Origin of the sequence: Pseudomonas sp. RC2C2 (genome assembly GCF_018390435.1) — a bacterium.
In the GTDB taxonomy this organism is placed as follows: domain Bacteria; phylum Pseudomonadota; class Gammaproteobacteria; order Pseudomonadales; family Pseudomonadaceae; genus Aquipseudomonas; species Aquipseudomonas donghuensis.
This window is the reverse complement of the sequence record NZ_JAHBAX010000001.1, coordinates 2,389,747-2,404,718: the sequence shown is the minus strand read 5'-3', so window position 1 is coordinate 2,404,718 and position 14,972 is coordinate 2,389,747. Positions and strand designations below refer to the sequence as shown.

At 60.4% G+C, this 14,972-nt stretch carries 8 protein-coding genes and 3 rRNA genes; 8 read left to right on the top strand and 3 right to left on the bottom strand.

Annotated features, from left to right (window positions below):
* Window positions 1-210: 210 nt before the first annotated feature.
* The 8 genes from KHO53_RS11210 (at window position 211) to KHO53_RS11175 (ending at window position 11,343) form a co-directional block, all read left to right on the top strand.
* The gene (locus KHO53_RS11210; RefSeq protein ID WP_213570299.1) at window positions 211-987 is read left to right on the top strand and encodes a DUF3050 domain-containing protein; all 777 of its coding nucleotides are present in this window, start codon (window positions 211-213) and stop codon (window positions 985-987) included.
* A complete protein-coding gene (locus tag KHO53_RS11205) occupies window positions 984-1,925 on the top strand; it encodes a diiron oxygenase (RefSeq protein ID WP_010220442.1) in 942 nt (313 codons plus the stop codon). The genes KHO53_RS11210 and KHO53_RS11205 overlap by 4 nt, the downstream gene beginning before the upstream one ends.
* A 2-nt stretch (window positions 1,926-1,927) precedes the next feature.
* Entirely contained in the window at window positions 1,928-5,374 is a 3,447-nt protein-coding gene (locus KHO53_RS11200; RefSeq protein WP_213570298.1) for a non-ribosomal peptide synthetase, read from the top strand.
* 30 nt (window positions 5,375-5,404) lie between these two features.
* Complete coding sequence (locus tag KHO53_RS11195) at window positions 5,405-5,872, top strand: SRPBCC family protein (RefSeq protein ID WP_213570297.1); 468 nt, start codon at window positions 5,405-5,407, stop codon at window positions 5,870-5,872.
* A gap of 126 nt (window positions 5,873-5,998) precedes the next feature.
* Window positions 5,999-6,502: a sigma-70 family RNA polymerase sigma factor gene (locus tag KHO53_RS11190; protein ID WP_026001151.1), complete on the top strand. Its 504-nt coding sequence runs from the start codon at window positions 5,999-6,001 to the stop codon at window positions 6,500-6,502.
* A gap of 6 nt (window positions 6,503-6,508) precedes the next feature.
* Window positions 6,509-7,474: a FecR domain-containing protein gene (locus KHO53_RS11185; RefSeq protein ID WP_213570296.1), complete on the top strand. Its 966-nt coding sequence runs from the start codon at window positions 6,509-6,511 to the stop codon at window positions 7,472-7,474.
* A gap of 88 nt (window positions 7,475-7,562) precedes the next feature.
* Window positions 7,563-10,079: a TonB-dependent siderophore receptor gene (locus tag KHO53_RS11180; protein ID WP_445081633.1), complete on the top strand. Its 2,517-nt coding sequence runs from the start codon at window positions 7,563-7,565 to the stop codon at window positions 10,077-10,079.
* A gap of 85 nt (window positions 10,080-10,164) precedes the next feature.
* Window positions 10,165-11,343, top strand: a complete 1,179-nt coding sequence (locus tag KHO53_RS11175) for a PepSY-associated TM helix domain-containing protein (RefSeq protein ID WP_213570295.1) — start codon at window positions 10,165-10,167, stop codon at window positions 11,341-11,343.
* Window positions 11,344-11,466: 123 nt separating this feature from the next.
* Here the strand turns inward: KHO53_RS11175 and rrf (KHO53_RS11170) are convergent.
* The 3 genes from rrf (KHO53_RS11170) to KHO53_RS11160 all read right to left on the bottom strand — a co-directional run bounded on the left by rrf (KHO53_RS11170) (window position 11,467) and on the right by KHO53_RS11160 (window position 14,837).
* Window positions 11,467-11,582: ribosomal RNA gene (gene rrf / locus KHO53_RS11170) — 5S ribosomal RNA — on the bottom strand.
* Window positions 11,583-11,692: 110 nt separating this feature from the next.
* A 5S ribosomal RNA gene (gene rrf, locus KHO53_RS11165) occupies window positions 11,693-11,808 on the bottom strand.
* 139 nt (window positions 11,809-11,947) lie between these two features.
* Window positions 11,948-14,837: ribosomal RNA gene (locus KHO53_RS11160) — 23S ribosomal RNA — on the bottom strand.
* Window positions 14,838-14,972: the final 135 nt, after the last annotated feature.

Genomic DNA, 14,972 nt, shown 5'->3' with positions numbered 1-14,972 from the left:
CACTTAAAAGTTGTTCTAACTTTTTATCGGCACGGGCCAACCTGAGCAAAAACACCCGTAAGCCTGTGAACAGGATGCTTACAGCATCGATACGCCTGCCATCGCGCTTTTATCGAGTGATTCAGTCGAGGCCCCTGCTCGGCCCTCGAAAACTTCGACACTGGCGCTAAGGCAAATGAACCGAACGTCAGCCACTGACAAGGAAACGCCATGAGCACTTTGACTTCGCACCTTATCGCCCGCAAAGCCGAACTTGCCGCGCATCCCATCTTTGCCGAAATAGATTCATTACCGGTATTGCAACGGTTCATGGAAACCCATGTATTTGCAGTCTGGGATTTCATGTCGCTGACCAAACGCCTGCAACAGGAGCTGACCTGTATCCAGTTGCCCTGGTTACCGCCGCTTGATCCGAACGCCGCGCGTCTGATCAACGAGATCGTCCTCGGTGAGGAGTCCGACGATCGCGTGGGCCAGGGGCACTACAGCCATTTCGAGCTGTACCTGGACGCCATGCGTGAAGTCGGCGCCAGCACCTCGGCGATCGAACGCTTCATCAACCTGCAACGAGAAGGCGTCGGCTATGCCAGCGCCCTGCAACGCGCCGGTGCCAGCGAGGCGGCCCGGCAGTTTGTCTGCCACACCCTGGAGACCGCCCTGGGCGCGCCTGCCCATAGCGTCGCTGCGGCCTTCCTGCATGGGCGTGAGAGTGTGATTCCATGCATGTTCCAGCGCATCCTGGATGACTGGGGCATCACCGGCGAACAGGCGCCGACGCTGCGCTACTACCTGCAACGGCACATCGAAGTCGACGCCGAAGATCACGGCCCGGCCGCCGAGGCTCTGCTCGCCCGGCTGGTGAAAGGCGACCCGGGGCAGGAGCGCCAGGCCCTGGAAGCTGCCATTGCCGCCGTCGACAGCCGCATTGCCCTGTGGAACCACCTGCGCCTGTCGATGCGCGAGCCCGTCGCGGAGGTCAGCGCATGAATGCCCTCGACTACCACTCCTGCGCCGAGGCCTGGGAGAGCCGCGCGACCATCCGCACCCGGCCGCGACGCCAGGTCGAGGACGATCAGCGGCTGATTTACCCGCTCAGCCGCCAGCCGCTGGTGCTCAGTGAGACCTTTATGCGCGAGTGCCCGCAGCAGCGCGATTTCGCCCTGACCCAGAGCCTGTACAAGTTCATCAACGACGTGGTGATTTTCGAGACCGAGATCGTCGACCGCACGGCGCGGCGGATCGCCAAGGACCGCTTCGCCATTCGCTTTCCGTTCGCCTGTCGCTATGACGCCATGACCGTGGTGGTGGATGAGGACTACCACGCCCTGGTGGCCATGGACTTCATGCAACAAACCATCGCCCTGACCGGGGTTGAACCGATGGCCCTGCCCGAGGAAATCGAGCTGAGCCGGGCGATCCCGGCAGCCCTGGCGCTGGCGCCGGCACACCTGCGCGACGCCCTTGAGCTGATCTGCGTGGGCATCGCCGAGAACACCCTGACCGACGATGTCGCCGCCTTTGCCCGGGATGACACGGTCAAGCCATCGGTGCAGGGCTTGATGGCCGATCACCTGCTCGACGAAGGCCGCCATTCGAGCTTCTGGGCACGGCTGGTGCGCATCTACTGGCACAGCGCCCCCGATGCGGACCGGCACTGCATCGCTGAAATCCTGCCGGTGTTTCTCGCGCAGTACCTGACCAACGACATCCAGAAGCGCTTCGACTTTGCCCTGATCGCCCAGTTGCCGATCAACGAGACCGCGCGAGCGGCGCTGCGCCAGGAAGTGACGTCCATGGCCTACCCGATCGATCACCAGCATCCGCTGCTGGGCAACATCCTGCGCCTGTTCCGCGCCAGTTCCATGCTCGACTCGCCCTGTGTGCAAGACGCTCTGGCGCACTACCTGCCCAAGCCAAGGAGATAACCATGAGACGCCTGGAAATCCTGCTGATCGGCGCAAGCCCGGCGCTGCAGCTGCTGCATCGGGAACTGTACGAGCACGGTCACGCGCTGCACCTGGCCGACAGCGCCGAAGCCTTGCTGGCACGCCCCTGGCGCCAGCCACAGTTGCTGATCGATGACGGCAGCCTGGCGCTGCGAGCCTGTGACTGGCAGGCGTTGGGCGACTGTGCCCTGCTGAGCTTGCGTCTGGGGGTCTATGTGCAAACCCCTGACGCCCTGCCCACACTCGAGCTGCTGTGCTGGACCGGCAGCGCCACCGCGCAACGCCTGATCGAGCGCCAGCGTCTGGCGCCCGAACGTTCAGGTAACGGTCAGCACTTGCGCTTGCACGCCATCGACAGCCTGCGGGACATGCTCGCGCTGCTCGTCAGCCGCTTCTCGCGAAACCCTGAATACTTGCAGCAGGCCGCCGCCATCAGCCCTGGGCAACAGGATCAGGAACAGGGCCTCGACTGGCTGGAGCAGATGGCCTGTTTCCACCGTTTCAACCAGACCGGTAACCCCACATTACTCGCCGCGGCCGACGTCCCGCTGATCGAGCGCCTGGAGCACAGCCTGTGCCTTCATGCCGACAAAACGGCACTGAACCTCAACGGCCAGCGCATCAACTACGCACAGTTGCATGCCCAGGCGGCAGCTATCCAGCAACGTATGGGTGTTTCATCGACCAGCACCGAACCACCCGTGATCGGCGTTTGCCTGGGCAAGTGCGCCGCGCTCTACGCCAGCGTGCTCGCGGTATTCGGTTGTGGAGCGGTGTACTTGCCGCTGGACCCGGCGCAACCGGCCGAGCGCCTGCGCTACATTCTGGAGAATGCCGGCGCCAGCCTGCTGCTACATGACGGTCAGCTGCCAATGGATGACCTGTCACTGCCGACCCTGGACCTGCGCCAGCTGCCCACACCGCCGGCGCAGCCGCTGCCATCACTGTTGCGCCAGCGACCCGCGCCGGACGCCCCCTGCGTGGCGATCTACACCTCGGGCACCACCGGCCAGCCCAAGGGCGTGCTGCTCAGCCAGCGCAACCTCAGCCACTTCCAGGCCTGGTACAGCGCCCATGTGCAGCTGGATCAGCACAGCCGCGCACTGCAGTTCTCGACCATCGGCTTCGATGCCTCGTTGCTGGATATCCTGCCCACCTGGGTTTGCGGCGGCGAGCTGGTGGTACCCACTGAAGATCAACGCCGCGACCCGGCGCGCCTGCTGGCTCTGCTCCACGCCCAGCAGGTGACCCACGCCTTCCTGCCGCCGGCGCTGCTGAGCATCCTGCCACGCGACCAGCCGCTTGGGCTGAGCCACCTGATTACCGGCGGCGATGTCTGTGAGCCGGAGGTGATCGCACGCCTGGCCGGGCAGTGCCAGCTGCACAACATCTACGGCCCGACCGAAACCACCGTGCTGGCGACGACCCGGGTATTCCAGGCTGACGACAACAACCGCAACCTCGGCCGCCCGATCGCCAACACCCAGGTGTTGATCCTCGACGACGAGCTGCAGCCGGTCGCCGAAGACAGCCCCGGTGAGTTGTACATAGCAGGCCCGGGCGTTGGCCTGGGCTATCTGAACAATCCGGCCCTGAGCGATGAGCGCTTCCTCAACCTGCCGCGTGCCGATGGCAGCACGATCCGCGTGTACCGCAGCGGCGATATCGGCAAATGGACAGCCGACGGCATCGAGCTCTGTGGCCGCCGCGACAACCAGGTGAAGATCCGCGGCTTTCGCGTCGAACCAGAGGAGATCGAGCACTGCCTGCGCAGCAGCGGGCTGTTCCACCAGGTGGCGGTGGTCATCGATGGCCAGCGGCGGATCCTGGCGTTCTGCGCGCAAGCCACTGGCGACAATGGCGAAGCCGCCCTGCGCCGGCATGCCGAGCAACGACTGCCCGACTACATGCGCCCAGGCGTCTATCAGCAACTGGCACAGATGCCCTACACCGCCAACGGCAAGATCGATCGCCAGGCGCTGCTGGCGATGCCTCCGGCCCTGGCGCCGCGCGACCAGCACTTGGGTCCGGTTACGCCTGTCGAGACGCAGCTGGTTGAGGTGTGGAGCGAACTGCTGGAACTGCCCGAGGAGGACATCTCCACCGACGCCAGCTTCTTTAGCCTCGGCGGCCACTCGATCCTGCTATCGCGTTTGTTGCTGGCGGTTCGCGAGCAGTTCGCTTGCGCCATTGCGATCAATCAGTTTATCGAGATGCCTACCGTGCAGCGCCTGGCAATGCTGGTCAGCGGCGAGCATTCGCAGGCTCACGGCCTCGATCCGCAGGCCGAACGCGATGCCTGTCGCGAACTGCATCTGAACGTGCTGCCAATGGCGCAATTGGGCGATGTGCACAAGGTAGTCGTCACCGGCGCCAACAGTTTTCTTGGCGTGCACCTGATCGAAGCGCTGCTTGCATGGGGCGCCAGCGAAGTAGCCTGCCTGGTGCGCTCCAGCGCCAGTCAGTCAGCGCCGCAACGTTTCGCCGCAGCGCTGGTGGACAACGGCTTGCACGGCCTTGATATGAGCCGGGTGAAAGTCTTCGCCGCCGACCTGCGCCAGCCGCGACTGGGCCTGAGTGACAGCGACTACGACTATCTGGACAGCGAGTACGGTGCGCTGCTGCACAACGCAGCGCAGGTCAACCATGTGCTGGATTACCGCACCCTGGCCGCCGACAACGTCGAGCCACTGTTCGAGTGCCTGCGCTTGTGCGAAGGCCGGCGCAAGAAAGTCTTCAATTTCATCTCGACCCTGTCGGCCTGCAGCGCCATCGACACCAATGGCCAAGTGCTGGAGCGGGACCCGGCGGCGACACCGCCGCTCTACCTGCGTAATGGCTACAACCTGAGCAAATGGGTGGGCGAGCGCATCCTCCAGCGTGCCCGCGCCCAAGGGGTGTGGGTCAACCTGTTTCGCCCCGGCAACATCACCTTCGACAGCCGTAACGGCATCTGCCAACCCCAGCGCAACCGGCTGATGCTGATGCTCAAGGGCTCGTTGCAACTCGGTCAGGTGCCGGCCCTGGAGCTCAACTTCGACCTGATGCCGGTGGATTTTCTCGCCCGCTTCATCGCCTTCCACAGCAGCCGTTACCAGCCCGAGCAGGCGGTATTCAACCTGCACAACCCCGAGCCACTGAGCTGGAGCGACTACGTCTCGGTGTTCCGTGAAAGCGGCACGCCATTCGAGCTGGTCAGCATCGAGCAGTGGCAACGGCAGTTGCAGCGAGTCGATCGCGACAACGCGCTGTTCGATGTTCTGGGTTTCTACCTGGATGGCTTCGAGGAAGACATCGGCGACATCTCGCGGATCGAGCATGGCAATGCCCGCGCCGGTGTCGAGCGCATGGGCGCGCGCTACCCGCAGAAAACCCCGCAGTTGCTGCAACGCGGCTGCCAGTACCTGCACGACATTGCCTTCATCTGACCGCCTTCAACCCACGCAGGAGATCCACCCATGCAAACCCTTCAACCCGACACCCTGATCCACAACCCTGCTGGCTGCCGAGTGGTGGCCAGTGTCGAGATCGCCAGCGATGCCGCCAGTGTCTGGAACATCGTCGGCAATTTCGCCGGCTTCCCGGTGTTCATCCCGGCCCTGGCGCACATCGAGATGACCGGCAACGGCGTGCGTTCGGTGCGCAAGAAGCTGTTCAAGGACGACAACGTGGTCATCGAACAGCTCAATACCCGTGACGAGCAGGCCATGAGTATGACCTGGAGCCTGATCTACACCAGCCTGAACATCGGCAACCTGTGGGCGGCGATGCAGGTCGAGGCGCTGGGCGAGCGCCAGGCGCGAGCGACCTGGACCATTCAGGCCGAGCCGTGGCAAGGCGGCAGCGAGGCGCTGCCAGGCTTTCAGACGTTTTTGCAGGGGTTTGCCGATGAGGCGATGAACAATGTGAGGAATTTGTTGAGTTAAGCCTGATCGCGGGGCAAGCCCGCTCCTACAAGAACGAGCTTGCCCTGATCAACAGTTGCAAAATAGTCCAAGGATGCCAACAATGAGACTAATTATCATTTATGACCCCTTCAGCAGCGCACCTTCATGCCCTCTCGAGAGTCCGTGCACACGCTTTACAGCCACCACCACGGCTGGCTGAACACTTGGCTGCGCAGCAAGCTGGGCAATGCCGCCGATGCCGCGGATCTGGCCCAGGACACTTTCGTGCGCCTGCTGCAGCGGCGCGAACAGCTGGAGCTGAACGCCCCCCGGGCGTTCCTGCGGACCATCGCCCGCGGCCTGGTGATCGACCATTGGCGGCGTGAAGAGCTGCACCGCGCCTACCTCGAAGCCTTGGCGCACTTGCCCGAGGGCGAAGTGCCTTCGCTGGAAACCCGCGAACTGCTGCTGGAGCTGCTCGAGCGCATCGCGCAGATGCTTGACGGCCTCAAGCCGAAAGTGCGCCGCGCCTTTTTGCTGGCGCAGTGCGAAGGCCTGAGCCACAAGGACATTGCCGAGCAGATGGGCGTGTCCTTGCGCTCGGTAGAGCGCTATGTGGCCGATGCCCTGTATCACTGCTACCTGCTGCGCTACGAGAGCGAGGCATAAGCCGGCATGACACCCCTCAACCCCGGCCCGCGGGTGGTCAAGCAGGCTATCCACTGGATGCTCAAGCTGCGTGAGAACGGCCACAACGCTCATCTGCAGCAACAATGCGAACGGTGGCGTACAGCCCATCAGGACCATGAGTCGGCCTGGCAGCGGGTGCAATCCCTGCATCAGGAGCTCAACCTGCGCGCCATCCCAGGTGCCAGCGTGGCCTTGCAGACCCTGGAGAACAGCAGCCAGCGCCTGCAGCGGCGCCAGGCCCTGAAACTGCTCAGCGGCGTGCTGGTGCTCGGCTCGGCAGCCTGGCTGGGCAAGGACCTGGACATTATCAGCCCGCTGACCGCAGATTTTGCCAGCGCCACCGGTCAGCGGCGCAGCTTGCGCCTGCCGGATGGCTCGTTGCTGCAACTGAACACCAACAGCGCCGCCGACCTCGCCTTCGAGGCCGATCAGCGCCTGATTCGCCTCAAGCGTGGCGAGTTGATGCTGACCTGCGCCAAGGATTCGACCGCCCCGGGTCGTCCGTTGCTGGTACGCACCCGCGAAGCCTTGCTGCAAGGCTTCGACGGCCGCTTCGTGGTGCGCCAGGACAGCGACTGCACCCGCATCAGCGTCAGCCAGGGCAGCGTCGCCATCCACTCGCCAGGCCCTCTGCAATGGGTTCACGCCGGCCAGAGTTATCGCCTCGATGCCCGGGGCGCAACCCTCCTGCACAATCAGGACATGGATACCGGCGCCTGGGCCGAAGGGCTGATCGTCACCCGCGACATGCGCCTGGGCGATTTCCTCGCCGAAGTCGGGCGCTATCGCCACGGTTATCTGAGCTGCGCCGATGACATTGCCGACTTGCGCCTGTCCGGGGTGTTCCGCCTGGAGGACACCGACAAACTGCTGCAACTGCTGCCGCAGACGCTGCCGGTGAAGGTCAGCTATCGCACGCGCTGGTGGGTACGCCTGGAACGGCTGGCCTGAATTGATTTTTTTGGCGGGTTTTACCCACGAGTCCGGCTAGGACAGTAAGCGACTCCTTCTGCCCTTACCGACTCAACGGATGCTCTCCATGCGTAATGCTTCGCCCCTGTTGCGGCTCAACAAGAAGAATGATTTTCAACCTGTCTTAGATTCTGCTCCAGGCAGCGTGCTGGGCAAGGCCATCCGTGCCACGCTGCTTGGCACCGCCCTGGGTATGACTGCGCTACCGGCCGTGGCGCTGGGCGCGCAAGCGAGCAGTGTCAGCCAGCAGTACAACATCCCCGCCGGCTCCCTGGATGACGTGCTCAACCAGTTCGCCCGCCAGGCCCGGATCACCTTGTCGAGCACCCCGCAATTGACCCAGGGCCTGCAGTCGCCAGGGCTGCAAGGCAGTTACGCCACCGACCAGGCGCTGCGCCAGTTGCTCAACGGCTCAGGCCTGGAAGCCGTCAGCCAGGATGGCGGCAGCTATGTGCTGCGGGCGCAGCCACAGGACGCAGCGCTGTCGTTGCCAAGCACCGAAGTACGCGAGTTCGCCCTGGGTAACGCCCTGGGCAGCATGGAAGGCTACAACGCCACCCACAGCCAGGTCGCGACCAAGACCAGTGCGCCGATCCTGGAAACCTCGCAGTCGGTGTCGGTGGTGACCCGTCAGCAAATGGACGACCAGGGCTCGCAGACCGTGGCCCAGGCCATGCGCTACACCCCGGGCGTGCTGACCAACCCCTACGGCGCGACCCATCGCTACGACTACGTGGCCATGCGCGGCTTCAACGACGGCTCTGTGGATAACATCTACCTGGACGGTCTGAAGTCCATGGGTGACAGTGGCACCTACAGCACCATGCAGGTCGATCCGTACTTCCTCGAGCGGGTGGATATCCTCAAGGGGCCGTCTTCGGTGCTCTATGGCCGCAGCTCGCCCGGCGGCCTGGTCGCCCTGACCAGCAAGAAGCCGCTTTACGAGGCCTATCATCAAGTCCAGGCCACCGTCGGCACCCAGGGCCAGCGTGGCGTCGGTTTCGACTTCAGCGGCCCGCTGGATGACGACCAGCGCATCGCCTATCGCCTGGTGGGCCTGGCCGATCAGTCCGACACCCAGTTCGACCACAACGAAGAAAAGCGCTTCGCCCTGGCGCCAACCGTCAGCATCAACTTCAGCGAAGATACTTCGCTGACCCTGCAGGCCTACCTGCAGCATGACCCCGACGGCGGTTATCACGGCGGCGTGCCGGCCGATGGTGCGCTGCACCAGCGCAATGGCCAGCGCATCTCCGATCACTTCTTCGAAGGCGAGCCGGGCATCGACCGCTACGAGCGTGACCAGCAGTCGTTCGGCTACCAGTTCGAGCATCGCTTCAACGACGTGTTCAGCGCGCGGCAGAACTTCCGCTACCTGGATTCGACGGTGAAGATGGACCAGGTGTATGCCTGGGGCTGGACCACGCCGACCAGCAATGAGCTGAACCGCTACTACACCGGCGGCGATGAAAAACTGCATTCGTACATCATCGACAACATGCTCCAGGCCGAATACTTCACCGGCAGCGCCAAGCACACCACACTGCTGGGCTTGGACTACCAGCGACGCAAGACCGTGGTCGACTGGCGCAGTGGCGCCCTGGCACCGATCAATGCCTTCGACCCACAGTACGGCAACTCGCAAATCACCTACTTCGCCCCCACCAGCTACCTGCGTCGCCTGCAACAGACCGGCGTGTACCTGCAGGATCTGATTGAGCTCGACCAGTGGCGTTTCTCGCTGGGCCTGCGCCAGGACTGGGTGAAGACGTCGGATGAGAACCGCATTGCCGAAGCCAGCCGCCCGCTGGGCACCAAAATCAGTGACGAGCGCACCAAGCTGACCGGTCGCGCCGGCGTGCTGTACCTGTTCGAGAACGGCATTGCGCCGTACATCAGCTATTCCGAGTCGTTCAACCCCAACTCCTACGCCGACCAGTCGGGTAACCCGCTGGCGCCGACCGAGGGTACTCAGTGGGAGGCCGGTATCAAGTACCAACCGCCGGGCACCGACAACCTGTTCACCGCCTCGCTGTTCCGCATCGAGCAGGAGAACCTTGCCTCCAAGTTGCCGCAGGAAGAGTTCTACCGCCCTGTAGGCCAGGTCCGCTCCCAAGGCCTGGAGCTGGAGGCGCACCTGCAAGTCACCGACAACCTGAAAGTCCTCGGCAGCTATACCTTCACCGATATCGAGTACTCCAAGTCGATGCCGAGCACGCTGTTTGGCAGCGACCTCGACAACAAGGGCAACTCGCCGACCCAGGCACCGCGGCACATGGCCTCGCTGTGGGCTGACTACAACGTCCGCCAGGGCGCCCTCGACGGCCTGCGCCTGGGCGGTGGTGTGCGCTATGTCGGCTACAGCTGGGTGGATGCCGAGAACACCATGAAGGTGCCCTCCTACACCCTGTTCGATGCTTCGGTTGGTTACGACCTGGGCAAGGTCGGGCTCAAGGGGCTGGATGTGCGGCTCAATGCCAACAACCTCACCAATGAAAGCTACATCGCCTCCTGTGCCAGCCTGAGTTACTGCTACATGGGCGAAGAACGCAATGTCAGTGCCACGGTCAGCTACCAGTTCTGACCTCACCTGTATGAACGCCAAAGCCAGCACCTGATTCCAGGCGCTGGCTTTGTTGCATCTGGCGACTTACTCCGGACCTTTACTCATGCGTCAGCTCTACGTACTGCTACACCGCTTCCTCGGCCTGATCACCGCATTGTTTCTAGCCCTGGCCGGCCTCACCGGCAGCGTCCTGGCCTTTCATCACGAACTGGACGAATGGCTCAACCCTTCCTTCTACGAAGCCCCCGCCGTGGGTGAACGGCAGCAACCGGGGGTGCTTGTGGATAAGTTGCAGGCCGAGCACCCGCGGCTGCAGGTCTGGTACATGGAGTACCCGAACGAGCCTGGGCATGCAGCGCTGCTGGCGATGGTGCCACGCAACGATCCTGCCAGCGGCGAACCCTATGCCGAGAAGAACACCGTGTTCTATCTCGACCCGGTCAGCGGCCTGACGCTGGGCCAGCGCTATTGGGGTGAATGCTGTTTCTCCCGGGAGAACTTCATGCCGTTCATGCTCGAGTTGCACTACAGCCTGACCCTGCCCGGTAACTGGGGGATCCTGCTGATGGGGGTGGTGGCGATCATGTGGGTGATCGACTGCCTTATCGCCGTGCTGCTGACTTTGCCTCGTGGGCGGCCGTTCTGGGGCAAGTGGTCGAAAGCCTGGAAGATCAAGGGCGGTCATGCCTATCGGCTGAACATGGATATCCACAGGGCAGGCGGTTTGTGGTTGTGGCTACTGCTGCTACCGGTTGCGCTCAGCAGCGTGGCGATGAACCTGCCGGCCCAGGTGTTCAAACCGGCGGTGTCACTGTTTTCACCGGTCGAGCCAAGCGTCTACGAAGCCCGTGGCGGCTTACCCAAGGAACAACTGGGGGTGACCCAGCTCAGCTATCAACAGGCCTACCAGCGGGCGCAGCAGGGAGGCCAGCGGCTGGGGCTAACGGCACCGATCGGTGAGCTGTACTACAGCTTCGAGTACAACTTCTATGGTGCAGGGTTTGGCCAGCACGATACCGATGCCCAGGGTAAGTCCTGGTTGTTCTTCCACGGCACTGACGGGCATTTGCTGGGCAAGGAGATTGCCGGGCAAGGCACCCTGGGGGAACGCTTTTACCGCTTGCAGCTACCCATACACGGCGGGCGCATCATCGGTATGACCGGCCAGGTGTTGATTGCAGTGTTGGGGGTGATGATTGCAGTGCTGTCGCTGACCGGGGTGTATATCTGGTGGCGCAAGTTGCAGGCGCGGCGCAGTGGCAAGGTGCGAAGAGCTGGGTAAGTCAGCGGCTGTTCTGGGGCTGCTATGCAGCCCATCGCTGGCAAGGCCAGCTCCCACAAAGGGTGACAGATCCCAGAAAGACAAAACCCCTGTCTGCAGGGCAGACAGGGGTTTCGGAATGAATCTTGACGATGACCTACTCTCACATGGGGAAACCCCACACTACCATCGGCGATGCATCGTTTCACTGCTGAGTTCGGGATGGGATCAGGTGGTTCCAATGCTCTATGGTCGTCAAGAAATTCTGTGTGCCGGTCCGTCTGTTGCGACGTGCCAGCGAATTCTTGATGCTTCTACTCTAAAGACAAAACCCCTACCTGCGTATGCAGATAGGGGTTTCGGAATTTAATCTTGACGATGACCTACTCTCACATGGGGAAACCCCACACTACCATCGGCGATGCATCGTTTCACTGCTGAGTTCGGGATGGGATCAGGTGGTTCCAATGCTCTATGGTCGTCAAGAAATTCTGTTGCCAGAAGGTCTTGTTTAAGACACTCCAGCGAATCGGGTATGTGATGTTTTGTGAGTTACAAATTCTCGGCTTTGCAGTCTTCACAACACCGCAATCTGGTCATTCGACGCAAATTGCTTGGGTGTTATATGGTCAAGCCTCACGGGCAATTAGTATTGGTTAGCTCAACGCCTCACAGCGCTTACACACCCAACCTATCAACGTCGTAGTCTTCGACGGCCCTTCAGGGAGCTCAAGGCTCCAGTGAGATCTCATCTTGAGGCAAGTTTCCCGCTTAGATGCTTTCAGCGGTTATCTCTTCCGAACATAGCTACCCGGCAATGCCACTGGCGTGACAACCGGAACACCAGAGGTTCGTCCACTCCGGTCCTCTCGTACTAGGAGCAGCCCCTCTCAAATCTCAAACGTCCACGGCAGATAGGGACCGAACTGTCTCACGACGTTCTAAACCCAGCTCGCGTACCACTTTAAATGGCGAACAGCCATACCCTTGGGACCGGCTTCAGCCCCAGGATGTGATGAGCCGACATCGAGGTGCCAAACACCGCCGTCGATATGAACTCTTGGGCGGTATCAGCCTGTTATCCCCGGAGTACCTTTTATCCGTTGAGCGATGGCCCTTCCATACAGAACCACCGGATCACTAAGACCTACTTTCGTACCTGCTCGACGTGTCTGTCTCGCAGTCAAGCGCGCTTTTGCCTTTATACTCTACGACCGATTTCCGACCGGTCTGAGCGCACCTTCGTACTCCTCCGTTACTCTTTAGGAGGAGACCGCCCCAGTCAAACTACCCACCATACACTGTCCTCGATCCGGATAACGGACCTGAGTTAGAACCTCAAAGTTGCCAGGGTGGTATTTCAAGGATGGCTCCACGCGAACTGGCGTCCACGCTTCAAAGCCTCCCACCTATCCTACACAAGCAAATTCAAAGTCCAGTGCAAAGCTATAGTAAAGGTTCACGGGGTCTTTCCGTCTAGCCGCGGATACACTGCATCTTCACAGCGATTTCAATTTCACTGAGTCTCGGGTGGAGACAGCGCCGCCATCGTTACGCCATTCGTGCAGGTCGGAACTTACCCGACAAGGAATTTCGCTACCTTAGGACCGTTATAGTTACGGCCGCCGTTTACCGGGGCTTCGATCAAGAGCTTCGCGTTAGCTAACCCCATCAATTAACCTTCCGGCACCGGGCAGGCGTCACACCCTATACGTCCACTTTCGTGTTTGCAGAGTGCTGTGTTTTTAATAAACAGTCGCAGCGGCCTGGTATCTTCGACCGGCATGGGCTTACGGAGCAAGTCCTTCACCCTCACCGGCGCACCTTCTCCCGAAGTTACGGTGCCATTTTGCCTAGTTCCTTCACCCGAGTTCTCTCAAGCGCCTTGGTATTCTCTACCCAACCACCTGTGTCGGTTTGGGGTACGGTTCCTAGTTATCTGAAGCTTAGAAGCTTTTCTTGGAAGCATGGCATCAACCACTTCGTCGCCTAAAGGCAACTCGTCATCAGCTCTCGGCCTTAAGATCCCGGATTTACCTAAGATCTCAGCCTACCACCTTAAACTTGGACAACCAACGCCAAGCTGGCCTAGCCTTCTCCGTCCCTCCATCGCAATAACTAGAAGTACAGGAATATTAACCTGTTTTCCATCGACTACGCTTTTCAGCCTCGCCTTAGGGACCGACTAACCCTGCGTCGATTAACGTTGCGCAGGAAACCTTGGTCTTTCGGCGTGGGAGTTTTTCACTCCCATTGTCGTTACTCATGTCAGCATTCGCACTTCTGATACCTCCAGCAAGCTTCTCAACTCACCTTCACAGGCTTACAGAACGCTCCTCTACCGCATCACCTAAGTGATACCCGTAGCTTCGGTGTATGGTTTGAGCCCCGTTACATCTTCCGCGCAGGCCGACTCGACTAGTGAGCTATTACGCTTTCTTTAAAGGGTGGCTGCTTCTAAGCCAACCTCCTAGCTGTCTAAGCCTTCCCACATCGTTTCCCACTTAACCATAACTTTGGGACCTTAGCTGACGGTCTGGGTTGTTTCCCTTTTCACGACGGACGTTAGCACCCGCCGTGTGTCTCCCATGCTCGGCACTTGTAGGTATTCGGAGTTTGCATCGGTTTGGTAAGTCGGGATGACCCCCTAGCCGAAACAGTGCTCTACCCCCTACAGTGATACATGAGGCGCTACCTAAATAGCTTTCGAGGAGAACCAGCTATCTCCGAGCTTGATTAGCCTTTCACTCCGATCCACAGGTCATCCGCTAACTTTTCAACGGTAGTCGGTTCGGTCCTCCAGTCAGTGTTACCTAACCTTCAACCTGCCCATGGATAGATCGCCCGGTTTCGGGTCTATACCCAGCGACTAAACGCCCTATTAAGACTCGCTTTCGCTACGCCTCCCCTATTCGGTTAAGCTCGCCACTGAATATAAGTCGCTGACCCATTATACAAAAGGTACGCAGTCACCTAACAAGTAGGCTCCCACTGCTTGTACGCATACGGTTTCAGGTTCTATTTCACTCCCCTCTCCGGGGTTCTTTTCGCCTTTCCCTCACGGTACTGGTTCACTATCGGTCAGTCAGTAGTATTTAGCCTTGGAGGATGGTCCCCCCATATTCAGACAAAGTTTCTCGTGCTCCGTCCTACTCGATTTCATGACTAAGAGATTTTCGCGTACAGGGCTATCACCCACTATGGCCGCACTTTCCAGAGCGTTCCGCTAATCTCAAAGCCACTTAAGGGCTAGTCCCCGTTCGCTCGCCACTACTAAGGGAATCTCGGTTGATTTCTTTTCCTCAGGGTACTTAGATGTTTCAGTTCCCCTGGTTCGCCTCTTGCACCTATGTATTCAGTACAAGATACTCAGCTTATGCTGAGTGGGTTCCCCCATTCAGAGATCTCCGGATCAAAGTCTGTTTGCCGACTCCCCGAAGCTTATCGCAGGCTACCACGTCTTTCATCGCCTCTGACTGCCAAGGCATCCACCGTATGCGCTTCTTCACTTGACCATATAACCCCAAGCAATCTGGTTATACTGTGAAGACAACATTCGCCGAAAATTTGTAATCACTCACAAATTTTACCTTAGCCTGAACACACACCAGTGAAAGTGCTGTCCAGTCTATCTTTCTATCACATACCCA

What these genes read in the sequence shown, in the direction of transcription:
- KHO53_RS11205 (WP_010220442.1), top strand. Translation starts at nt 984, where the DNA reads ATGAATGCCCTCGACTACCACTCCTGCGCCGAGGCCTGGGAGAGCCGC.
- KHO53_RS11190 (WP_026001151.1), top strand. Translation starts at nt 5,999, where the DNA reads ATGCCCTCTCGAGAGTCCGTGCACACGCTTTACAGCCACCACCACGGC.
- KHO53_RS11210 (WP_213570299.1), top strand. Translation starts at nt 211, where the DNA reads ATGAGCACTTTGACTTCGCACCTTATCGCCCGCAAAGCCGAACTTGCC.
- KHO53_RS11200 (WP_213570298.1), top strand. Translation starts at nt 1,928, where the DNA reads ATGAGACGCCTGGAAATCCTGCTGATCGGCGCAAGCCCGGCGCTGCAG.
- KHO53_RS11175 (WP_213570295.1), top strand. Translation starts at nt 10,165, where the DNA reads ATGCGTCAGCTCTACGTACTGCTACACCGCTTCCTCGGCCTGATCACC.
- KHO53_RS11195 (WP_213570297.1), top strand. Translation starts at nt 5,405, where the DNA reads ATGCAAACCCTTCAACCCGACACCCTGATCCACAACCCTGCTGGCTGC.
- KHO53_RS11180 (WP_445081633.1), top strand. Translation starts at nt 7,563, where the DNA reads ATGCGTAATGCTTCGCCCCTGTTGCGGCTCAACAAGAAGAATGATTTT.
- KHO53_RS11185 (WP_213570296.1), top strand. Translation starts at nt 6,509, where the DNA reads ATGACACCCCTCAACCCCGGCCCGCGGGTGGTCAAGCAGGCTATCCAC.